Genomic DNA, 23,050 nt, shown 5'->3' on the forward strand with positions numbered 1-23,050 from the left:
ATGCCGGGGGTGGACGGGACACCGGGCGCGCCCGGAGCGGGCGGGCCGCCCGACGGGCCCGCGGGGGCCGGGCCACGTGACGCCCGGGCGGCGTCCGACGGCACGAACGCGTCCGACGGCACGAACGCGTACGACGGCGGGTTGCTGCCGACGCTGATAGCCAGGCTGCGCGAGGTCGGGCTCGATCCGGACGTCGGGCAGCTTCGCGACGCGCTCTGGCTGGCCCGCTGGACCCGTACCGACGACGAACCCGAGGGCGGTCCGGCCGAGGCCGGGCCCGCGTCCTCGCAGGCCCCGGGCCCCCGGGAGGACACCGCCCAGGGCCCCGCCGCTCCGGCGGCGGCCCGCGACGGCCGCGTCCCGGAGACCGGCGCGGGAGCCCGGACGCCCGGGGCGCCGGAACCGGCGGGCGACCGCCAGATCTCCCTCTACCCCTTGCCGCGTTCCGGGCGGGACGGCGGCGGGCGGGGTGAGGGCGAGAGCGCGGCCCCGGCCGGCCGGAGACCCGGCGGCAACGCCCGTGCCACGGCGGTCACCCTCGGGGTCCCGGCCGCCCCCGTACTCCCGGCCCCGCTCGAACTCGCCCGCGCCCTGCGTCCGTTACAGCGCTACCACCCGGCCGCCGCCCCGCTGCGCCGCGTCCTGGACGAGACGGCCACCGCGGAACGCAGCGCCCGGGCCGGCGGCATGATCATGCCGGTCTTCCGGGGAGTCCGGCGGGCCGACGCCATCCTGCAGTGCGTCATGGACGCGTCCTCCTCCATGCTCGTGTGGGACCGGATGTTCGGTGAGCTCCAGCAGATCTTCGGCCAGTTGGGAGCCTTCAGGGACGTCCAGGTGCGCTATCTGCACCGGGGCCCGGACGGGGGCTGCACGGTCAGCCGCAGTTCCGACCCGGTCGCGGCCCCGCTGCACTCCACGGACCGGCTCAGCGACCCGACCGGACGCCGGGTCACCGTCCTGATCAGCGACTGCGCCGGGCCGCTCTGGCACAGCGGGCGGGCCCACCGGCTGCTGCACCAACTGGCCCGCCAGGCCCCGGTCGCCGTGCTGCAGCCGCTGCCCCAGCGCATGTGGAACCGGACCAGGCTGCCCGTCACCTTCGGTTCGCTCTCACGGGGCGACGGCCCCGCAGGAGCCGCCCTGCTGAGAGTCACCGAGGAGGGCGGAGAGGGCCCCGCGGTGCACCCCGGGGCCTTGGCGGTCCCGGTCCTCCCGCCGGTCCCGGACGCGCTCGCCGCCTGGGCCAGGCTGCTCTCCGGCACCGGCGCGGCACAGATATCCGGAGCCGTCGGGTGGGTGCGGGGCGACCACGCCGCGGCCGCCGCCCAGCGCTCCGGCAGCACGCTCTCCTCACTGCAACTGGTCAGCCGCTTCCGCTCGGTGGCCTCCCCGTCCGCCGGACAGCTCGCCGTCTACCTCGCGGCGGCCCCGCTCTATCTGCCGGTGATGCAGCTCGTGCAGCGCACGATGCTGCCGCACTCGGGCCCGTCGGAACTCGCCGAGGTGCTCCTGAGCGGGCTGCTCTCACGCATCGACGGCGGCGGAGGCCGCGGACAGTGGTACGCGTTCGAACCCGGCGTCCAGGAGGCGCTGCTCGGTCCCCTGAGCCGGGACGAGGCCCTGCTCGTACTCAAGCACTGTTCGGAGTACATCGAGCAGCGGTTCGGCAAGGGCGGACCCAACTTCCCCGCCCTCGCCTTCGCCCAGCTCGGCGACGGGGCGTGGCACGGGTCCCCGTACCGGGCCGGCCACGGCACGGCGCTTTCCGGGGCCGGCGTCGAGGCCGCCGAGGAATCCGAGGACGGCGAGGAGAACGGAGGGGCCGCCAGGCGCGCCCCCCACGCCTTCGCCGAAGTCGCGGCCCGCGTACTGGAGCGGTTCATGCCCCTGCCCCCCGTGTCCGAAGAGGCGCCCGCCGGACCCTCGGCGCCCGATTCCCGTCCGACGGTGGAGCGGGCCCGGGCGCTCGTGCGGAACTTCGAGGGGGACCGGATGGTGCAGCGCCTGATCGACGCCGTCCAGCTGCTGCGCGGAGCCGCCGAGAACGGTCCGCACCCGGCAGCCGACCCCGAACTCTGGGCGCAGTACGCGCGCTGCGTCCTGCGGCTGTGGGAGGTCCAGGGCGGCGCGGAGCTGCTGCGCGAGGCCGAGCACGCCGCCGGACAGGCCGCCGCACATCCCGGCGGGGCACGCGAACGGGCCGTGCTCGCCGAAGTGCTGCACGCGGCCGCCGACGACCGGCGGCGGCACGGCGACCGGCGGGGCGCCCTGGAGCTGCTGCGGCGCGCCGACCGCGAGTACACCGCGGCCTGCGCGGCACCCGGCCTGGAACCCGCCGAGGCACTGCAGCTGACCCTGGAGCGGGTGCGGGCGCTGGAGGCGCAGTGGCGGCTCGACGGTGACACCGCCTTGCTGCAGAGTGCCTGCGGCATGCTGGAGGCCTTCGCGGACGCCTGGCCGGATCAGGAGAACCGGCCGGCCACCCTGCCGCTCCAGCACGGCCGCACCCTGCTGAAGCTCGCCGGTGCCACCGAGGACGACGAGCAGTCCAGGGCGTACGCGGCGCAGGCGGCCCGCTCGTTGCGCACGGCCTTCACCCAGGGCGGCCCGCACACCACGACCACCGGGATCCGCGTCGTGCTCGACCTCGTGGACGCGCTGCTGGCCTCCGGCGCGGAGCCGGACGAGGCCGCGGCCCTGACCGGCCAGGCGCTGGAGACCGTACGGGAGCAGCGGCAGCGCGCCCAGCTGCAGACCCGGGCCGGGCGGGTCCGGGTGGCCCGCTACGAGCACACCGGCGACCCGGACGAGCTCGTCGCCGCGGCCGAGTGGTTCGCCCGGGCGGCACGGGGCACCCCCCGCGACTCCCGGGCCCACACCGACGTGCTCGCCGAATGGGGCGCCACGCTGCTGCGCCGCGCCGAACTGCCCGACGGGTCCGCGCACATCGGTGCGGCCGTGCGGGTGCTCCGGGACTGCCGGGCCGAGACGCCGGACGCCGCCGCGCACCAGTCCGAACGGCTGCTGATGCTCGGCCGGGCCCTGATGCTCAGGCACCGTGCCACCGCGGACCGGGTCGACCTGCGGGAGGCCGAGTACCTCTTCGGGCTGGCCGCGCGGGAGGCGGCGGACCCGCTGACCGCGGCGCGCTGCTGGCTGGAGCTGGGCAGGGCGCACCTGGAGGCTGCCGAGGCCCTGGGCAGACCGGCCAGGCGCGACGAGGCGGCGGAGGACTTCCGTTCGGCCGCCGAGGCCGCCGGAGAGGCGGAAACGGAGCTGAATACTCCACAACAGCGCCAGTCTGCGGTGGAGTTGGGTGCTACAGCCAACCACTGGCGGGGTATGACCTATGAGGAGGCGGGGCGTCCCCGGGCCGCGCGCGCGGCATACCGGGCCGCCCTTCAGGAGTGGCGCAAACTGCCCGACGGCGGTGGCGCGGCGGGCGAGTCGACCGCCGCGCGGCTGGCCGGGCTGGAGCGCTGAGCGCTCGACCAGGAGCGTTCGGCACCCCGGCACGACAGCGGGCCGGACCGGAGCCGGCGCGGGGGACGACGGTCTCCGGCACCGCAGGACAGCAGGCCGAACCGGGCAGGTCGGAGACACAAGCAGGACGAGGCAGGTCACAAACGCGGGACCGACGGCAGCGCTCAATGGCGAGCGCCGCACGGCGGGCCCGGTGCTGCGGTACGGGGAGGCGTGATGAACGAGGCGACACGGAACGACCGGTTCGGCGGACCGGATGAGGCCGCCGGCGGCCCGCAGGACGGTGCCGGCGCACTGCCGGACCTGCTGGGGCTCGATCTGGAGACCCTGCGGACGCTGGACCACCCGGTGCTGGCCGAGGTGGTCACGGATCTGCGCGGCCGGGCCGAGCAGCCGCGAGAAATGCTCTGGGGGTTCCAGAGCGCCTTCTGAAGGCCGTGCCCTCGACGACGCGGCAACGCGACGTCGCATCGGATCCGGCACCGCTCGCCCGGCTTTGGCCGGGGGCGCGACCGGTCAGGACATCATCGACCGGGGCGGACCCTCCCTCGCCGTGCGCCCGGGCCTCCCGCCCCCGGACGGCGCCGGGAGGCGCTCCGGCATACGTAGAGCACGGGGGTGCCGGAGTGGTGCGTCGGACGACGGAGCGGTACGACACGGAAGGCGTGCCGGGGCGAGGAATGCGCGGGGTCCCCGGCCATGACGCCGGCACGTCGTCGCCCGTACCGTTCGGGCAGTTCATCGTGAAGGTGCACGGCCGCTGCAATCTGGCCTGCACGTACTGCTACCTGTACGAGGGGCCCGACCGGACCTGGCGCGGCAGACCGGCGGCCGCCGCGCCGGCCGTCCTGGAGCGCACCGCCGACCGCATCGCCGAGCACGCCGCCGCCCACCGGCTCCGGCACGTCGCTCTCGTCCTCCACGGCGGCGAACCCCTGCTCGTCGGCCCGGACCGGCTGGGCGCACTCGCCGACCGGGTCCGGGACAAGGTCCCCGACGGCTGCACCGTCCACACCACCGTGCAGACCAACGCCACCCTGCTCACCGATGCCGCGGTGGCCACGCTGGCCCGCCACGGCATACGCGTCGGGATCAGCCTGGACGGCGGCCTCGCCGCCCACAACACCCAGCGCGTCGACCACGCCGGCCGCCCCTCCTGGCCCGCCGCCTCACGCGGCGCCCGGCTCCTCGCCGACCGCCACCCCGGGGCGTACGCGGGCATCCTCACGGTCGTGGACCCGCGCACCGACCCCCTGGAGATGTACGAGTCGCTGCTCGCCCTGCGTCCGCCGGCCCTGGACCTGCTGCTGCCCCACGGCAACTGGACCCGTCCACCGCCCGGCCTTCCGGACCTGACGGGGACGCCGCCGGGCCCGGGATCGGGCCGCCCCACACCGTACGGCGACTGGCTGTGCACCGTCTTCGACCGGTGGTGGCCGGCCGCCCGCCGCGAAACCCGGATCCGCCTCTTCGAGGAGTGCGTCGCCCTGCTCCTCGGCCTGCCCGGCGCCACGGAGCTGCTCGGTCTCGACCCCCTGGACGCGGTCGTGGTCGAGACCGACGGATCGATCGAACAGGTCGACTCCCTCAAGTCCGCCTACGACACGGCCGCCGCCACCGGACTCGACATCTTCCGTCACACCTTCGACGACGCCCTGCGCCACCCCGGGGTCGCCGCCCGGCAGGCGGGAGTCGGTGCGCTGGCCGCCGTCTGCCGTGCCTGTCCGCTGCTGCACGTCTGCGGCGGCGGGCACTACGCCCACCGCTACCGCGCAGGGAGCGGCTTCACCAACCCCTCCGTCTACTGCGCCGACCTCGAACGGCTTGTCCGCCATGTGGCGGCCCGGCTCGCCGAAGCAACCGCAGGAGACCCCCCATGAGTGCCGCCATCCCCGACCGCGCCCTGCGCGAACTCGGCCGTACCGAAGGCGGGACCGACGCCCTCGGCCTGCTCGTACGTGATCAGGACACCCGCCGTCTCGTCCTCCTGCGGGCCGTGCTCGACGCGGCGGCCGCCGCCCCCACGACCATCTGCCCACCCCGTCTGCTCGACCGGCTGCGCGCCGACTGGGCGCTGCTCGAAGCGGCCGAACGCGCCGACCGGGCAGCCGTGCGCACCGTGCTGTTCCACCCCATGGCGGGCCCGTGGGTGCAGCGGCTGCTGAGCGGCCTCTCCTCGACAGCCGCCGGACCCGGCCTCGCCGCGGACCTCGCCCACCTGACCGCGCTCGCCGCGGCGGCCGCGATCCGGGCGGGGGTGCGCTGCACCGCGAGGCTCGACCCCCGCGGCGGCCTCGTCTCCCTGCCCACGCTGGGGGCGGTCCGCGTGGACTTGGGCCCCGTCGAACTCGTCCACATCGACGGGGAGACGGCGATCCGGCCGGCCAACGGGCCCTGGCTGGTGGCCCGGACCCAGCCGGACGCCACCGTGACCTCGGCCGATCCCCGCTGGCTGCCCGTGCTCACCCTTCCCGCACTGCTGCCCGGAACGGGCAACGTGCCGCTGGACGACCTCGACCCCTACGGCGCCGAAGGGGGTGGGCTCCCGCGCCACGGGCTGAGCGCGGTCGTCCGCATGGACGACCACGAACGCAAGGCATGGGCCGAGTGCTGGTCGGGAGTGGAGCCCCTGCTCCGGGCCGGCGGCAAGCACCGCCTCACCGAAGCGGCCGTGCTGCTGCGCTGTGTCGTGCCGCTCGGACACCCGCCCGGCTCCGGGGCCGACGCCGGTGGCGCGGCCCACTGCAGCGGCACCCGGCGGGAGGCGTTCGGCGCGGTCCTCAGCAGCAGGCCGGCCACCCCCGTGTACTTCGCCTCGACCCTCGTCCACGAACTCCAGCACACCAAACTGTCCGCGCTCGGCGCCCTCGTGCCGCTGCACCACGAGGACCCCGCGCCACGGTACTTCGCCCCGTGGCGCTCCGATCCCCGGCCCTTCGACGGCCTGCTGCAGGGCGCCTACTCGCACCTCGCCCTGGCCGACTACTGGCAGCGGTACGCGCTCGGGGCGCAGCGAGTCACCTCGCGCGACACGGCCTGGGCGGAGCACGCCCGCTGCCGCGAACAGGTGGGGGCGGTGCTGCCCGCGCTGGCCGGTTCGGCGCGGCTGACCCGCGAAGGCCGAGTGCTGGTCAACGAGATGATCACGCTCTACCACCGTATGGACGATTGTCCGCCTCCCCCGGGTCATCTCGCCCGTGCGCAGGCGTACGTGAGCACGGTGAAGGTGATATGGCAGCAGAGGAACGGCTCGCGAAGGCAGTGAGCGGCCACTGCGATACCGGCCGGGGCGACCATGCTCCGGTGTATGTTGACAAGGCTCGTATCGAGGCAGGGAGACGGTTGAATGCCCGGAACGGCTAGGCAAGTTGGGGTAACCGGGGCGCGTACCGTCACCATCAGTTTCGCCGGTTACAACCGCGCCTGGGCGGCGTGGATCGCCGACCGTCTGGAGCGCCGCGGTGTGACGGTCTACCAGCAGCGCTGGGACCCGCCGGTGGAGATCCCGCTGGAGGAGTCCCTGCGCGATCTGAGGCTCTCGCACGGCACCGTCATGGTGATCCTCAGCGACTGGTACTTCCAGCTCGGCCCCCGCAGCCACGACGAGTGGAACAGGGCGCTGCGCGCGGAGGTGGCCCCGGAGCCCGACCGGTTCGCCGCGGTCTGCGTCACCACGTCCGCGTTGCCGGGTGCCACGTCGGTGTTCGGCGCGGCGGATCTGACCAATGTCGGCGCCGACGAGGCGGAGCGGCGGCTCCTGGCCCGCCTCGGACTGCCCGCGGACCCCCTGCCCGACGCGGCCGAGGCCCGGCCAGGCCCGCGCTATCCGGCCGACACCCCGCAGGTGTGGGGAGGGGTGCCGCGGCGCAACATCCGGTTCACCGGGCGTGAGGAACTGCTCAGCCAGGCGTACAGCGCCCTCCAGGACTCCGGCCGGGGCGCCGGCGTCGTGACCCTGCACGGCATGTCCGGCGTCGGCAAGACCCAGTTGGCCGCCGAGTACGTCTACCGCTTCGGCTCCGAGTACGACGTGGTCTGGTGGGTGCCCGCCGACCGTCGTGCGCTCTACCGCCAGAAGCTCGCCGAACTCGCCCCGGAACTGGGCCTGTCCACCGGCGCCGAGTACGGCGAGCGGCTGCGTGCGGTGCGCGACTCGCTGCGCCGGGGCGACCCGCACGCCCACTGGCTGCTGATCCTGGACGGGGCCGACGAGCCGGACCAGATCTGGGACCTGGTGCCGACCGGCCCGGGACACGTCCTCATCACCTCCCGCAACCCGGAGTGGAGCGAGCACAACAGCCACCTCGTCGAGGTGCCCGTCTACACCCGCGAGGAGTCGGTGGCCTTCATCCGGCGCCGGGCCGCCCGTCTGACGCTTCCCGAGGCCGACCAGCTGGCCGACGCGCTCGAGGACCTTCCGCTGCTGCTGGACCAGACCGCCGGCTGGCTGAACGACTCCGACATGTCGGTCGAGGAGTACATCGAACTCCTCGAGGGCGGGATCGACCAGGACGTCGTCAAGGTCTCCGCGGACTTCCCGCTCGCGTTTCAGACGGCCTGGTCGATACTGCTCAACAAGCTCAAGGACACGGTCCCCGAGTCCGTCGACCTGCTGCGGCTGTGCAGCTTCTTCGCGCCCGGATCCATCCCCGTACGGCTGTTGAAGGACATGCCGCCCGGAGAGCTGCCGGAGCAGGTGTCCGGTCTGATGAACGATCCGCTGCTCTGGAACAAGGCGATCGGCCAGCTCCGCCAGTACTCCGTCGTCCGGCTGGAGTCCCACGAGGCGGCCGACGACGCGGCGTCGTCCGGCGAATCGCTCTACATGCACCGCATGGTCCACCAGATCGTCGGCCACGACATGACGGAACGGGACCGCCAGGAGTTCATCGGCGTCGTCCGCCGGGCGCTCGCCGCCGCGGACCCGGGGCGCCCCACCGAACCCAGTCACTGGCCCACGTACGCCGAGATCACCCCGCACCTGAAATGGGCGGACGTGCTCAAGAGCACCGACCCGGCGGTGCAGAACCTGGTGCTCAACTGCCTGCGCTACATGTACGTCTCCGGGGAGTACCGGGCCGGCATCAAGCTGGGCGAACGCGCCGTGAAGGCCTGGCAGGAACTCCTCGGCGAGAACCACCCCAGGATCTGGGACGTCAGCTACCACTACGCCAACCTGCTGAGGGCCGTCGGTGACTACGCCGGCACGGAGGCCATCGAGCGCGCGGCCGTGGACCATCTGCGCGAGGAGCGCGGCGCCCAGGACCTGGAGCACCTGCGCGCCGCCGCCGGTCTCGCCGCCGACCTGCGGGGCCTCGGCCGCTACGACGAGGCCTGGGAGATGTCCGGCTGGGTGCTCTCCGGCTACCGTGAACTGCTGGGGGACCAGGACGCGCGCACCCTCGCCGCACAGAACAACCTGGCCGTCACCCTGCGGCTGCTGGGCCGGTACCCGGAGGCCCTGGACCTCGACGGGCGGACGCTGGAGTCCCGGCGGACGCTCCTGCCGCGGCGCCACTCCTGGACTCTGGACTCCGAGATCCACTACTCCACCGACATGCGCCTGCTCGGCCGCTACGACGAGGCGATGTCGCTCCAGAACCAGAGCGTCCAGGTGCACCGGAACGTCATGGGGCCGGACAACCCGCAGACCCTGCGGGCCGAGTTCAACCTCGCGCTGTGCCACTACCGTTCGGGGGAGCGGACCAAGGCCGCCACCCTGTTCACCCGCGTCCTGGAACGGGCCGAACGGGTCCTCGGCGAAGCCGCCCCGCTGACCATGATGTTCGCGGCCGGCCAGAGCTGCTTCGCCCGCGAGCACGCCAGCATCGACCAGGCCAGGGCCATAAGCGAGAAGGCCGTCGCCGCCTACGCCGACATGCTTGGCGAGGAGCACCCCTTCGCGGCGGGGACCCGGGGCAACCACGCCCTGATCCTGCGCAACGTGGGGGAGCGGGAGCAGGCCCACGCGCTCGTGGAGGAGGCACTGGCCGCCATGACCCGGGCCGTGGGCGAGAACCACCCCTGGACCCTGGGCTGCGCGATCAACGCCTCGGCGCTGCGCAACCTGGTGGGGGACACGGAGTCCGCCGCCGCGCTGACGGACTCGGTCGTCACCCGGGCCACCGAGATCCTCGGCCGCACCCATCCGCTGACACTCTCGGCCCGGATCGCCCACGCCGCCGACCTGCGCGGCCTGCGGGAACGGCGGAAGGCCGAGAAGACCGAGGGCGAGGCGCTCGAAGACCTCGTCTCGACGCTGGGCCCCCAGCACGTCCACACGGTCTCGGCCCGTTCCCGCAACCGTCCGTACTGGGACTTCGAGCCCCTGGTCATCTGAGAGCGCGCGGGGCACCACGGCCCCGGCACACCGCGCCGAAACCGAAGGGGCCCGGCCCGCGAGAGAATCGCGGGCCGGGCCCCTTCCGTGCGTACGGCTGCCGGTCAGGCCTCGAAGACCTCCGCGACCAGCTGTGCCTGCTCGGCCTGGTGGCGCTTGGCCGAGCCGACCGCCGGGGAGGAGCCGCGCGGCCGCGAGATGCGGCGCAGGCGCTCACCGTGCGGGACGTCGGCGCCGACGGCCAGGTCCAGGTGGTCGATCAGGTTCAGGGCGATGAACGGCCAGGCGCCCTGGTTGGCCGGCTCCTCCTGGGCCCACAGGTACTTCGCGGCGTTCGGGTACTTGGCGATCTCGGCCTGGAGCTCCGCACCCGGCAGCGGGTACAGGCGCTCCACGCGGATGATCGCGGTCTCCGTGTCGCCGCGCTTCTGACGCTCGGCGTCCAGGTCGTAGTAGACCTTGCCGGCGCAGAAGACGACCTTGCGGACGGCGTTCGGGTCGACCGAGTCGTCGCCGATCACCGGGCGGAAGCCGCCGGTGGTGAACTCCTCCGCCTTCGACGCCGCCGCCTTGAGGCGGAGCATCGACTTCGGGGTGAAGACGATCAGCGGCTTGTGGTGCGGGTTGTGCACCTGCCACCGCAGAAGGTGGAAGTAGTTCGACGGCAGGGTCGGCATCGCGACCGTCATGTTGTCCTGCGCGCACATCTGGAGGAAGCGCTCAGGGCGGGCGGACGAGTGGTCCGGGCCCTGGCCCTCGTAGCCGTGCGGCAGCAGCAGCGTGACGCCGGAGGTCTGGCCCCACTTCTGCTCGGCCGAGGAGATGAACTCGTCCACGACGGTCTGCGCGCCGTTGACGAAGTCACCGAACTGGGCCTCCCAGATGACCAGCGACTCCGGGCGGGCCAGCGAGTAGCCGTACTCGAAGCCCATCGCCGCGTACTCGCTGAGCAGCGAGTCGTAGACGTTGTACCGGGCCTGGTCGTCTGCCAGGTAGAGCAGCGGGGTGTAGTCCTCGCCGGTCACCTGGTCGACCAGCACCGCGTGGCGCTGGCCGAACGTGCCGCGGCGGGTGTCCTGGCCGGCGAGCCGGACCGGGGTGCCCTCCATCAGCAGCGAACCGATGGCCAGGGTCTCGCCCATGCCCCAGTCGATCGTGCCGTCGTCCACGGAGGCGGCACGGCGCTGCATCTGCGGCATCAGGCGCGGGTGGACGGTGATGTCGTCCGGGATGTTGACCTGAGACTCGGCGATCCGCTTCACGACCTCCTGCGAGACCGCGGTGGTCACGGCCACCGGGAACGCGGCCTGCGGGTCCGAGATGTGCGGCTGGGTCGGCTGCGAGGTGGCCTCGCGGACCTCCGCGAACACCTTCTCCAGCTGGCCCTGGAAGTCCTGGAGCGCCTGCTCCGCCTCTTCCAGCGTGATGTCGCCGCGACCGATGAGGGACTCGGTGTACAGCTTGCGCACCGAGCGCTTCTTGTCGATCAGGGTGTACATCTGCGGGTTGGTGAACTGCGGGTTGTCGCCCTCGTTGTGACCGCGGCGGCGGTAGCAGATGAGGTCGATCACGACGTCCTTGTTGAACGCCTGACGGAACTCGAAGGCGAGCCGCGCGACGCGGACGACGGCCTCGGGGTCGTCACCGTTGACGTGGATGATCGGCGCCTCGATCATGCGCGCCACGTCGGTGGCGTACATCGAGGAGCGCGAGGACTCCGGGGCGGCGGTGAAGCCGACCTGGTTGTTGATCACCACGTGCACGGTGCCGCCGGTGCGGTAGCCGCGCAGCTGCGACATGTTGAGTGTCTCGGCGACGACGCCCTGGCCCGCGAAGGCCGCGTCGCCGTGGAGCGCGACGGGCAGGACCGTGAAGTCCGTGCCGCCCTTGTTGATGATGTCCTGCTTGGCGCGGGCGATGCCCTCCAGGACCGGGTCGACCGCCTCCAGGTGCGAGGGGTTGGCGGCCAGCGAGACCTTGATCTGCTCGCCGTCCAGACCGGTGAAGGTGCCCTCGGCGCCCAGGTGGTACTTGACGTCGCCGGAGCCGTGCATCGACTTCGGGTCGAGGTTGCCCTCGAACTCCCGGAAGATCTGCGCGTACGACTTGCCGACGATGTTCGCCAGCACGTTCAGCCGGCCGCGGTGGGCCATGCCGATGACGACCTCGTCGAGGCGGGCCTCGGCGGCGGAGTCGATGACCGCGTCGAGCAGCGGGATGACGGACTCGCCGCCCTCCAGCGAGAACCGCTTCTGGCCGACGTACTTCGTCTGCAGGAAGGTCTCGAACGCCTCGGCGGCGTTCAGCCGGCGCAGGATGCGCAGCTGCTCCTCGCGCTCGGGCTTGGGGCGCGGACGCTCCACCCGGTCCTGGAGCCACTTGCGCTGCTTCGGGTCCTGGATGTGCATGAACTCGATGCCGGTGGTGCGGCAGTACGACTCACGCAGCACGCCGAGGATGTCGCGGAGCTTCATCATCGTCTTGCCGGCGAAACCGCCGACCGCGAAGTCCCGCTCCAGGTCCCACAGGGTGAGGCCGTGCTCGGTGATGTCCAGGTCGGGGTGCTTGCGCTGGTGGTACTCCAGCGGGTCGGTGTCGGCCATGACGTGGCCGCGGACCCGGTAGGAGTGGATCAGCTCGAAGACCCGCGCGGCCTTGGTGACGTCGTCGTCGTGCGAGGCGTCGATGTCCTTGAGCCAGCGGACCGGCTCGTAGGGGATGCGCAGCGCCTTGAAGATCTCGTCGTAGAACTCGTTCTCGCCGAGCAGCAGCTGGGAGAGGATCCGCAGGAACTCGCCGGAGGCGGCGCCCTGGATGACCCGGTGGTCGTACGTCGAGGTCAGCGTCATGACCTTGGAGATGCCCAGCTTGTTCAGGGTGTCCTGCGACGTGCCCTGGAACTCCGCCGGGTAGTCCATCGCGCCGACGCCCATGATGAGGCCCTGGCCGGGCATCAGGCGGGGCACCGAGTGAACGGTGCCGATGCCGCCGGGGTTGGTCAGCGAGGCGGTGACGCCGGTGAAGTCGTCCATGCCGAGCTTGCCGTTGCGGGCCCGGCGGACGATGTCCTCGTAGGCCTGCCAGAACTCGAAGAAGTTGAGCGTCTCGGCCTTCTTGATGGCCGCGACGACCAGCTGGCGGTCGCCGTTCGGCTTCACCAGGTCGATGGCGAGGCCGAGGTTGACGTGCTCCGGCTTGACCAGGGTCGGCTTGCCGTCCTTCTGTGCGAAGGAGTAGTTCATCGCCGGCATGGCCTTGAGGGCCTGCACCATCGCGTACCCGATGAGGTGCGTGAAGGAGATCTTCCCGCCGCGGGCGCGCTTGAGGTGGTTGTTGATGACGATGCGGTTGTCGAAGAGAAGCTTCACCGGGACGGCGCGGACGGACGTGGCCGTCGGCAGTTCCAGCGAGGCGTTCATGTTCTTCGCGACAGCGGCCGAGGGGCCGCGCAGCGTCACGTACTCCGGGCCGGCCGGGGCCTCGGCGGCCGGGGCGGCCTTCGCGGCCGGAGCCGGAGCGGCCTTCACCGGAGCCGCCGGGGCGGCGGGTGCGGGCGCGGCCGGAGCGGGTGCCGGGGCCGCGGGTGCGGCCTGAGCCTGAGCCGCGGGTGCGGCAGGCGCGGCGGTGGGGGCCGGTGCGGTGGCGGCCGGTGCCGCGGGCACCGCAGCCCCCGCGGCTGCGGCGCCGGGAACGGGCTTGTCCGCCGTGCCGGACGTTCCCGGCTTGTAGTCGGCGAAGAAGTCCCACCAGGCGCGATCGACCGTATTGGGATCCTGGAGGTACTGCTGGTAGATCTCGTCGACGAGCCACTCATTGGGGCCAAAAGCGGCAGCCGGGTTCGTACCCGGGCTGGCTTGGTCGGTGGAGATGCTCGAGTTACTGGGGGACTGAGACGACACGGCGGCAACCGCCCTCTTCCGCTTCACAAGGTGATGGACAGCGGAAATCAAGGCTACGCCTCCCCGGCCGTTCCATGCAGGCCGGGCCGGTCTTCGTCGTGCAAGTCACATCGAAAGTCGGGTTTCGGGGCAGGAAATGGCGGGAAACAAGCTTGGTTCCGCTTCAGTCCGGGTACGCGAGACCGCAGTTACGGCCCCTTGGACCGTACCCCTTGAACAGAACACGTAGAACGCGCCCTTCCGGTTCGAACCCTATGTCAACCTCGCGGCTGAGGGATCCCCGGAAGAGTGACGCGTATGCGGCATCCGCGAGCGGATTCGGCCACACCGATCCGGCCGCCGTGCAGATCCACTGCCCAGCGGGCGATCGCCAGGCCCAGTCCCGTACCGCCGTCGCTGCCCGGACCGTGCGGAGAGGGCACCTCGCCCCGGTTGAAACGCTCGAAGACCCGGTGCCGTTCGGCCTCCGGGATGCCGGGGCCCTCGTCCACCACCTCCAGATGCAGCGACTCGGGCAGGCTGCCGCGCCGGGCGCGCACCGTGACCCGGCCGTGGGGCGGGCTGTGCTTCACCGCGTTGTCGATCAGGTTGGCCACGACCTGGTGCAGCCGCTCGGCGTCCGCGTGCGCGGTCAGCTCCGGCGGGGACACGTCCAGGTGCAGATGGACGTCCTTGCGGGAGTGGTTGCCGGAGCCCGAGGAGAGCCGGCGGTGGGCCGCGGCGAGGTTCGCCTCCTTCAGCACCCCCGACAGATAGGGCCACACCTCGAAGCGGCGGGCCTTCAGGGTGACCACGCCGTTGTCCAGCCGGGACAGGTCCAGCAGCGTCTCCACCAGCCTGCCGAGCCGCTCCGTCTGTTTCAGCGCCGTGCGCATCGTCTCGGGATCGGCCGAGGACACCCCGTCCACGACGTTCTCCAGCACGGCTCTCAGTGCCGCGATGGGCGTGCGCAGCTCGTGTGAGACATTCGCCACCAGTTCCTTGCGGTGCCGGTCCACGGCCGCCAGGTCGTCGGCCATCAGGTTGATCGTCTGCGCCAGGTCGCCGAGCTCGTCGCGCCGGTCGGCGCCGCTCACCCGTCTGGTGTAGTCGCCGTGCGAGATCGACCGGGCCACGGCTCTCATCTCGTCCAGCGGCGCGGTCAGGCCGTGCGCCACGAACTGGGTGATCAGCAGGGTCGCGATCACCGAGAACACCGTGATGAACCGCAGCTCGGTGCGCGTGCGCACGGCCACCATGATCAGCCCGGTGGTGATGAACACCGAGACGACGACCAGTGTGCCCAGCTTGGCCTTGATGGAGAACGGCCGAAGCCCCGGTCCGGGGGCTGTCATGGCGCCGGGGTCTCCAGCGCGTAGCCGACGCCGTGCACGGTACGGATCCGCTCCGCGCCGATCTTCCGGCGCAGCGCCTTGATGTGGCTGTCGACGGTCCGGGTGCCCGAGGCGTCCGCCCAGTCCCAGACCTCGGCCAGCAACTGCTCCCGGGAGAGCACCGCGCGCGGGGTGTTGGCCAGGCAGACCAGCAGGTCGAACTCGGTCGGCGTCAGGTGTACGTCATCGGCGCGGACCCGCACCCGGCGCTGCGCGTGGTCGATCTCCAGCTCGCCGAGGCGCAGTATGCCGCTGCGGGGCGTCACGGCGGCCAGTGCGGCCCGCTCCACCCGGCGCAGCAGGACATGGACCCGGGCCGCCAGCTCGCGCATGGAGAACGGCTTGGTCATGTAGTCGTCGGCGCCGACGCCGAGGCCGACGAGCATGTCCGTCTCGTCGTCGCGGGCGGTCAGCATAAGGACCGGCACCGGGCGCTGGGCCTGCACGCGCCGGCAGACCTCCAGGCCGTCGAAGCCGGGAAGCATGATGTCGAGCACCATCAGGTCCGGCTGCCAGGCCTCGGCCGCGTCCACGGCCGCCGGGCCGTCGAGCGCGGTCTGCACCAGGAAGCCCTCGGCCCGCAGCCGGGCGGAAATGGCATCGACGATCGTGGCGTCGTCCTCGACCACCAGCACGCGGCGCTGCGCGCCCGGGGTGGCCGCGACACCTGTGTGGGTGGTGTGTGTCTGTTCCATCGCCCCGCCCCTGCCCGTTCTCACGGAGGCCATTCCCCCGGACGTACGGTTTTCGCTCGTGAATTTCGTGGGTGATCCCGCTATCGGTCAGCAGCGTAAAGGCAGTGGACGGCTCCCGGCTACGCAGGGTGCAAGGCTGCGGCGGCGCGCCGGGGGAACAACGGGGGCGGAGTGTCGCAGTTGTGGCGCTTGGCCCCCGGGCGTCCCGGGGGCTCACATACCCGGCGGGGGGATCTCAGGCTGCTCGAATTGCGAGATGGACCACGTCGGGCACACCTCGGGCAACGCCCACTTCTTCGGTCCGTACCCCACGGAATCCGGCATTCCGCAGGTCCTGCTCGAATTCCGCGGACGGTTGTGCGGACCACACCGCGAGCACACCGCCCGGCGTGAGGCGTGCCCGGCAGTCGGCGAGCCCGGCGGGGGAGTACAGATTTCCGTTGCCCTCGGTGACGGTCCAGTCGGGCCCGTTGTCGATGTCCAGACACAGTGCGTCGTAACGGTCCGTAGTCGTACGGAGGTGGTCGACCAGGTCCGTCGTGAGGACCACGGTCCGCGGATCGGCGAGCGCCGCCCCCGAGATCCCGGCCAGCGGCCCCTTACGGTGCCAGTCGACGATGGCCTGCTCCCGCTCGGCGACCGCGATCCGCCCCCACCGCGGCTCGGCGGCGGCCCGGGCGAGCGAGAACCCGACGCCGAGCCCGCCGATGAGTACGGCCGGGGCGGGCCGGCCGGCGGGCAGTGCGTCGAGCGCGGCGTCGATCAGCAGCCGCTCGGAGCGCCCGTCCGACGTGTCCATCAGGAAGCACCCGTTGGCGATGATCTCGAAGTCGTCGCCCCGCCTGCGCAGGACGACCTCTCCGTACGGTCCCTCACGGCGGTCCAGGGTGACGGGGGCGAGGGCGTCGGGGCCGAAGGCGAGGGACATGGCGCTGATCTCCGGTGATGGCGGTCGGTGTTCCCGCCATCCTGGCCGGTCCGGCCACGGCCCGGCCAGCGGTTTACCCGAACGGGAGCGGGCTTCACCCGCGTTCGCGCCGCGGCCCGCGTACGACGGACAGAGCGGCCCCCGCCGCGTACGCCATCGAGGCCACCACCCACGCCCCGGGCTGCGGCCGGTTCACGCAGGGCGGGGCCGGACGCGCTCAGGGGCATGGTGCCTTCTCGCCGTGCAGCGCGATGTGTTCGGCCGCGAGCCACGGAGCGAGGTCGTCGACGAGCATGGACAGGATTGCCGGGTCGGCGGTCGGAGTGCGGCCGGCCCGTGCGGCCAGCCGCATCTGCGCTGCCCGCTCCGGAAGGTCCGGGCGGTAGCGGGCGAAGGGCTCGGCCGACTCGGCCAGATCGCTGGTCCAGCCGCCCCGCTGCGGCATGACCAGGGTGAAGCCGGTGCGCACGATGCGGCGGGCGACATCCCGGCTCAGCGAGCGGCGAGCGGCGTCGGTGGTGGCCTCGGCGGCCCGCCTGCGCCGGCGCGGGAGCGCCAGGCACAGATCCCCGTTGGTCTCGCGGGCGAGCAGCGAGGCCGGCCGGTAGTGCGGCAGCCGCGCGGCGAGGTCGTCCCCGGGCAGCGGGGTGCACAGGCAGGCGACGAAGAAGCCCATGTCATGGCGCTCGAGCGGGCTGAGCTGCGTGTCCGCGCCGAAGAGCAGGATGCCGGCGCCGTCGATCTGCTCGTACGACGCGTCCAGTCCGGCCTCGACGGCGTCGGCGTCGGCGCGGTCCGTCGCGGTGGGTTCGCCGCGCAGCGCGAGCAGCAGGTCCAGGCCGGAGACGCCGGGCGTGGCCGTGCGGCGCGGAATGCTGCCGTAGACGTAGGCGCTGTCGAGCCGGGTGGGGCCGAAGACCTCGGCGATCCGGGAACGGGCCGCCGCGACGACGGGCGCGAACTCCGCCCGCGCGCGGCTCAGTGAGCCCTCCCGGGCGATCGTGCTGTGTCACGGTTCAGCCCTCGGTCGTCGTTCGTGAGGACACTCCGCCTGCGGCCGGGCGACCGCCCGGGACCATTTCCGGCACGCGGCCGTGGTGGAGGGAGTAGGCGCGCCCCGCTGGGCGTTGCACCGAGAGTGCACAGCGGCAGTCATACCGTGATCGCTCACAGCGAACACCACCCCGGGAACACAGAGCGGCTCACAAGCATTGAGTCAGTACAGCTCAACTTGAATGCCGAAGGGGAGATCATGGCTACTGAGTCCAATGCGGTCACTCCGCTCACCCTGCCTGTGCTGCCGCTCGACGACGAGGTCGTACTGCCCGGAATGGTGGTGCCTCTGGACCTGTCCGACCGCGAGGTACGCGCAGCGGTGGAGGCCGCGCAGGCCGCGGCCCGCGAGGGTGGCGGCAAGCCCGAGGTGCTGCTCGTTCCGCGTATCGACGGGACCTACACCGGGATCGGTGTCATCGGGACCGTCGAGCAGGTCGGGCGGCTCTCGGACGGTGACCCGGGCGCCCTCATCCGCGGGCGCGGACGCGTGCGGATCGGGGCCGGGACCAGCGGGCCGGGCGCCGCGCTCTGGGTCGAGGGGAGCCGGGTCGACGCCTCCGTCCCCGACCCCGTCCCCGGAGCCGTCGCCGAACTGGTCAAGGAGTACAAGGCGCTCGCCACCAGCTGGCTGAAGAAGCGCGGCGCCTGGCAGGTCGTGGACCGGGTCCAGCAGATCGAGGACGTCTCCGCGCTCGCCGACAACTCCGGGTACTCACCCTTCCTCACCACGGCCCAGAAGGTGCAGCTGCTGGAGACCGCCGACGCGGTCGCCCGGCTGAAGCTCGCCATCCAGTGGCTCGGTGAGCACCTCGCCGAGCAGGACGTCGCCGAGTCCATCGCCAAGGACGTCCAGGAGGGCGTCGACAAGCAGCAGCGCGAATTCCTGCTGCGGCGCCAGCTCGACGCCGTACGCAAGGAGCTCTCCGAACTCAACGGTGACCCGGAGGACGAGTCCGACGACTACCGGGCGCGCGTCGAGGCCGCGGACCTCCCCGAGCACGTCCGCGAGGCCGCGCTCAAGGAGGTCGACAAGCTGGAGCGCTCCTCCGACCAGAGCCCCGAGGGCTCCTGGATCAGGACCTGGCTCGACACCGTCCTCGAACTGCCGTGGACCGAGCGCACCGAGGACGCGTACGACATCAAGGGCGCCCAGGAGATCCTGGACGCCGAACACGCGGGCCTGCAGGACGTGAAGGAGCGCATCACCGAGTACCTCGCGGTGCGCAAGCGGCGCGCCGACCGCGGGCTCGGCGTGGTCGGAGGCCGGCGCGGCGGCGCCGTGCTGGCCCTGGTCGGGCCGCCCGGCGTGGGCAAGACCTCGCTCGGCGAATCCGTGGCGCACGCCATGGGCCGCAAGTTCGTCCGCGTCGCCCTCGGCGGTGTCCGGGACGAGGCGGAGATCCGAGGCCACCGGCGTACGTACGTCGGCGCGCTGCCCGGACGCATCGTCCGCGCCATCAAGGAGGCCGGTTCGATGAACCCGGTCGTCCTCCTCGACGAGATCGACAAGGTCGGCTCCGACTTCCGCGGCGACCCCGCCGCGGCCCTCCTCGAGGTGCTGGACCCGGCCCAGAACCACACCTTCCGCGACCACTACCTGGAGGTCGAGCTCGACCTCAGCGACGTCGTCTTCCTGGCCACCGCCAACGTCCTGGAGTCCATCCCGGAGGCGCTGCTCGACCGGATGGAACTGGTCAGGCTCGACGGCTACACCGAGGACGAGAAGGTCGTCATCGCCCGCGACCACCTGCTCCCGCGCCAGCTGGAGCGGGCCGGTCTGGAGCCGGCCGAGGTCACCCTCGACGAGTCCGCGCTGCGCAAGCTGGCCGGCGAGTACACCCGGGAGGCCGGGGTCCGGAATCTGGAACGGTCCGTCGCCCGGCTGCTCCGCAAGGTCGCGGCCCAGCACGAACTGGGCGACCGCGAGCTGCCGTTCACGGTGACCGAGGATGACCTGCGCGGCCTCATCGGCCGGCCGCACCACGTGCCGGAGTCCGCCCAGGACCCGGCCGAGCGCCGGACCGCGGTGCCGGGCGTGGCCACCGGACTCGCGGTGACCGGGGCGGGCGGTGACGTGCTCTTCGTGGAGGCGTCGCTCGCCGACCCGGAGACCGGGGCGTCCGGACTGACCCTCACCGGTCAGCTCGGTGACGTCATGAAGGAGTCCGCGCAGATCGCGCTGAGCTTCCTGCGCTCGCACGGCGCGGAGCTGGAACTGCCGGTCGCCGACCTCAAGGACCGGGGCGTGCACATCCACTTCCCGGCGGGCGCGGTGCCGAAGGACGGTCCGAGCGCCGGCATCACCCTGACGACCGCGCTGGCCTCGCTGCTCTCCGGACGGCTGGTCCGTACGGATGTGGCGATGACCGGTGAGGTGTCGCTGACCGGTCGCGTCCTGCCGATCGGCGGCCTGAAGCAGAAGCTCCTCGCCGCGCACCGGGCGGGCATCACCACCGTGGTGATCCCGCAGCGCAACGAGGCCGACCTGGACGACGTTCCCGCCGAGGTGCTGGACACCCTGGAGGTCCACCCGGTCACGGACGTCCGTCAGGTGCTGGAGATCGCCCTCGCCCCGGCCACGGCCCCGGCGGAGCGGAGGATCCCGGCCGCGGCGTAGGCGCCACGGCGTGACGGGCGTGGCACTGCGTGCGCGGCCGGTACGGGCGGCCCGTCTCCCCCTCGCGGGGAGGCGGGCCGTTTCGCGCGCACACGGAGCAGCAGCCGGATCAGGGGCGGTAGATCGTGCCCGGGACCGGCTCGGCGGGTGCCATCAGCTGAGGGACGGTGACGAAGGTGTAGCCGCGCTTCTTCAGCTCGTGGATGATGCCGGGCACCGCGGGCACCGTGCCCTTGTAGATGTCGTGCAGCAGGATGATGCCGTCCTTGGTCGCCTGGTCGAGTATCCGCTCCTGGATCAGGGCGGAGTCCGTCGTCGAGTAGTCCTTGGCGGTGGCGTTCCACAGGATCTGGGAGAGCCCCAGGTCCTTGCTGATCCCGGAGACGGTGTCGTCGGTGCGGCCCTGCGGCGGGCGCATCAGCCGCGGCTTCCTGCCGGTGACCGCCTCGATCGCGTCCTGCGTCTTCTCCAGCTCGGCGCGTATCTCCGCGGGCTTCTTGTCCGTCAGGATCTCGTGTGACCAGGTGTGGTTGGCGACCTCGTGCCCCTCCGCCGCGATCCGGCGGACGGTGCCGGGGTGCTTCTTCACATGGTTCTTGCCCAGCAGGAAGAAGGTCGCGTGGACCTTCTCCTTCTTGAGGATGTCCAGCAGGCGCGGGGTGTCCTCGCCCGGGCCCGCGTCGAAGGTGAGGGCTATGCACTTGGCCTCACGGCAGTCCACCGGGCCGAACGAGCCCTTGGCGTCCGAGCCGGCGTCGCCGCGGGCGGATCCGGGGGCCGTGGTCTCCATCGAGCAGCCGCTCAGTGTCAGTGTGAGGGCCGTCACCAGAGCGACGGCCAACCCCGTGCCGATCGACTTCGTCCTACTGCGCAAGGCAGGTCACTCCCTAGGGGCTCATGCCGCGCTCGGCCGCGGACGAGAAGGACTATACATAGGGTGTATACACCTCGTGCATAGAGGGGGGTCCGCTGTGGCCCGTCGAGGGATTCCGTGCCTGGCCGAAGACGCCGAACGGGGCAGAGCCCGGAGACGGGGTACGTCACCGGGCTCTGCGGGGAAAACGGCCGGCGGCCTCAGCCGTTGGCCAGCGCCTGTACGCGGTCGAGGGCGCCGTTGAAGTGGTTGTGGTCGCCCACGGTCGGACCGGACGAGGTGTACTGCCAGATCGTGTAGTAGCCCCAGCCGGCCGGGAGCGTCCCGACCGTGGTGTTGTAGCGGGCCACCCAGAGCGGGTTGGTGGTGCCGAAGCTCGCGCTGTTGCCCGTGCAGGTCTGCCACCAGCTGGTCGCGGTGTAGATGACCGCGTCCCGCCCGGTGCGGGCCTTGTAGGTGTTCACGAAGTCACGGATCCAGGAGACCATTCCGGCCGCGGTCTTGCCGTAACACTGCGCGCCGTACGGATTCCACTCGATGTCGAGCACGCCCGGCAGCGTCCTGCCGTCCCTGGACCAGCCGCCGCCGTGGTCCACGAAGTAGTTGGCCTGGGTGGCGCCGCTCGTCGTGTCCGGGGTGGCGAAGTGGTACGCCCCGCGGATCATTCCGACGTTGTACGAGCCGTTGTACTGCTGGGCGAAGTACGGGTTCGTGTAGTACGTGCCCTCCGTGGCCTTGGTGTAGGCCCACTTCACACCGCTGTTCCAGAGCGTCGACCAGGCGACGTTCCCCTGGTGGCTGCTCACGTCCACGCCTTCGGTCTGGACGGCGCGGGTGGTGGGGAGGCCGCCCTGACCGTCGTGGGCGATGACGCCCATGCCCATGGTGGCCGTGCCCCGGGCGGGCGCGGTGGGATCGCCGGAGGCGGCGGACGCGCCGGCGGCGCCGGGCAGGGCGATGAGGAGGGAGAGAGCTGCGAGCAGGGTTCCCGCTGCGGCGAAGCGCGAGCGGCGGACTGTCGTGGAGCCGGATCTGTGCACGGGCATGAGCGTGCCTCCGAGGCCTCGGTGGGGGGACCTGCTGACCCGGGGCGCGACGGACGCGCCCCTGGTGGCATGCCATGGTGTGAACATGCCATGCATGACGCTACGCACGTAGACCCGGGTGGCGGAAGAGGGCCTGGGCGGTGCCGTTGGTCTACTCCTGCGAAATACTGGTGGAGCTGCGGTGATGACCGGCGGCGAAAGAAACTTTCAGCGGCGGGAAAGCTCATGAGGGGTGTTGACGTGCACGGGAGCGAAGGCGGCAGTGAACCCGACGCAGCCGGGGGAAGTGGTGTGGACCACGAGTTCCTCGCGCTGGAACGGGAGTTGGCGGTCTTCCTGCGCCGCGCCCGCGCCAACTCCGGTGAGATGGCCCGCGAGGTGCACCCCGAACTGGAGGCGGCGGCCTACGGGCTCTTCGTACGGCTGGAGTCGGCCGGACGTCAGCGGGCCACCGACCTCGCCTCGTACTTCGGTGTCGGCAAGGCCACCATGAGCCGTCAGCTGCGCGCCCTGGAGGTCCTCGGACTGGTGGCGCGCGAGCCGGACCCGGCCGACGGCAGGGCCTCGCTGGTCCATCTCACCGACGAGGGCCTCGCCCGCTTCCGCAGCGTCCGGGACGCGCGCCGGGACCGCTATGTGCGCAAGCTCGCCGACTGGGACCGTGCGGAGGTCGCGGAGTTGGCCCGGCTGCTGCACCAGCTGAACGCCCGCGCCGAAGGCTGAGGTGGCCGCGGCG

General features: G+C 72.2%; 15 protein-coding genes. 8 read left to right on the top strand and 7 right to left on the bottom strand.

All coding sequences use genetic code 11. The features are described 5' to 3' along the window. The 5 genes from ABTX18_RS09275 (at position 1) to fxsT (ending at position 9,826) form a co-directional block, all read left to right on the top strand. Entirely contained in the window at positions 1–3,486 is a 3,486-nt protein-coding gene (locus ABTX18_RS09275; RefSeq protein ID WP_352122121.1) for an SAV_2336 N-terminal domain-related protein, read from the top strand. Positions 3,487–3,702: 216 nt separating this feature from the next. Beyond that, positions 3,703–3,918: an FxSxx-COOH cyclophane-containing RiPP peptide gene (fxsA, locus tag ABTX18_RS09280; protein WP_352122122.1), complete on the top strand. Its 216-nt coding sequence runs from the start codon at positions 3,703–3,705 to the stop codon at positions 3,916–3,918. A gap of 248 nt (positions 3,919–4,166) precedes the next feature. Then, positions 4,167–5,366 (top strand): FxsB family cyclophane-forming radical SAM/SPASM peptide maturase, encoded by a 1,200-nt coding sequence (locus ABTX18_RS09285; protein ID WP_352122470.1) that lies wholly within the window; start codon positions 4,167–4,169, stop codon positions 5,364–5,366. Continuing rightward, the gene (locus ABTX18_RS09290; RefSeq protein ID WP_352122123.1) at positions 5,363–6,751 is read left to right on the top strand and encodes an aKG-HExxH-type peptide beta-hydroxylase; all 1,389 of its coding nucleotides are present in this window, start codon (positions 5,363–5,365) and stop codon (positions 6,749–6,751) included. Before ABTX18_RS09285 ends, ABTX18_RS09290 begins: the two co-directional genes overlap by 4 nt. A gap of 81 nt (positions 6,752–6,832) precedes the next feature. After that, positions 6,833–9,826, top strand: a complete 2,994-nt coding sequence (gene fxsT / locus ABTX18_RS09295; protein ID WP_352122124.1) for an FxSxx-COOH system tetratricopeptide repeat protein — start codon at positions 6,833–6,835, stop codon at positions 9,824–9,826. Between the two features lie 104 nt (positions 9,827–9,930). Here the strand turns inward: fxsT and ABTX18_RS09300 are convergent, their stop codons facing one another. From ABTX18_RS09300 to ABTX18_RS09320, 5 genes are all read right to left on the bottom strand, one after another. Further along, entirely contained in the window at positions 9,931–13,725 is a 3,795-nt protein-coding gene (locus ABTX18_RS09300) for a multifunctional oxoglutarate decarboxylase/oxoglutarate dehydrogenase thiamine pyrophosphate-binding subunit/dihydrolipoyllysine-residue succinyltransferase subunit (RefSeq protein WP_352122125.1), read from the bottom strand. 257 nt (positions 13,726–13,982) lie between these two features. Further along, the gene (locus ABTX18_RS09305) at positions 13,983–15,059 is read right to left on the bottom strand and encodes a HAMP domain-containing sensor histidine kinase (protein WP_352122126.1); all 1,077 of its coding nucleotides are present in this window, start codon (positions 15,057–15,059) and stop codon (positions 13,983–13,985) included. Further along, positions 15,056–15,793, bottom strand: coding sequence for a response regulator transcription factor (locus tag ABTX18_RS09310; RefSeq protein ID WP_024491908.1), 738 nt, complete (start codon positions 15,791–15,793; stop codon positions 15,056–15,058). Before ABTX18_RS09310 ends, ABTX18_RS09305 begins: the two co-directional genes overlap by 4 nt. Positions 15,794–16,028: 235 nt before the next feature. After that, positions 16,029–16,721, bottom strand: coding sequence for a spermidine synthase family protein (locus tag ABTX18_RS09315; protein WP_352122127.1), 693 nt, complete (start codon positions 16,719–16,721; stop codon positions 16,029–16,031). 217 nt (positions 16,722–16,938) lie between these two features. After that, positions 16,939–17,397 (bottom strand): hypothetical protein, encoded by a 459-nt coding sequence (locus ABTX18_RS09320; RefSeq protein ID WP_352122128.1) that lies wholly within the window; start codon positions 17,395–17,397, stop codon positions 16,939–16,941. A 3-nt stretch (positions 17,398–17,400) separates the two neighbouring features. On the opposite strand from ABTX18_RS09320, the gene ABTX18_RS09325 reads away from it, so the two are divergent. Together ABTX18_RS09325 and lon are read left to right on the top strand one after the other, a co-directional pair. After that, complete coding sequence (locus tag ABTX18_RS09325) at positions 17,401–17,706, top strand: hypothetical protein (protein ID WP_352122129.1); 306 nt, start codon at positions 17,401–17,403, stop codon at positions 17,704–17,706. A gap of 267 nt (positions 17,707–17,973) precedes the next feature. After that, positions 17,974–20,394, top strand: coding sequence for an endopeptidase La (lon, locus tag ABTX18_RS09330; RefSeq protein WP_352122130.1), 2,421 nt, complete (start codon positions 17,974–17,976; stop codon positions 20,392–20,394). 109 nt (positions 20,395–20,503) lie between these two features. On the opposite strand, the gene ABTX18_RS09335 is transcribed toward lon, so the two are convergent. Both ABTX18_RS09335 and ABTX18_RS09340 read right to left on the bottom strand, forming a co-directional pair. Continuing rightward, a complete protein-coding gene (locus tag ABTX18_RS09335; protein ID WP_352122471.1) occupies positions 20,504–21,184 on the bottom strand; it encodes a polysaccharide deacetylase family protein in 681 nt (226 codons plus the stop codon). A gap of 284 nt (positions 21,185–21,468) precedes the next feature. Then, on the bottom strand, positions 21,469–22,314 hold the full coding sequence (locus ABTX18_RS09340; protein ID WP_352122131.1) for a lysozyme: 846 nt from the start codon (positions 22,312–22,314) through the stop codon (positions 21,469–21,471). Positions 22,315–22,539: 225 nt separating this feature from the next. Between ABTX18_RS09340 and ABTX18_RS09345 the strand changes: the two genes are divergently transcribed. Beyond that, positions 22,540–23,037 (top strand): MarR family winged helix-turn-helix transcriptional regulator, encoded by a 498-nt coding sequence (locus tag ABTX18_RS09345; protein ID WP_352122132.1) that lies wholly within the window; start codon positions 22,540–22,542, stop codon positions 23,035–23,037. The last annotated feature ends 13 nt before the right edge of the window (positions 23,038–23,050 follow it).

Origin of the sequence: Streptomyces sp. NPDC096323, from assembly GCF_040302845.1 — a bacterium.
Taxonomy (GTDB): Bacteria; Actinomycetota; Actinomycetes; order Streptomycetales; family Streptomycetaceae; genus Streptomyces.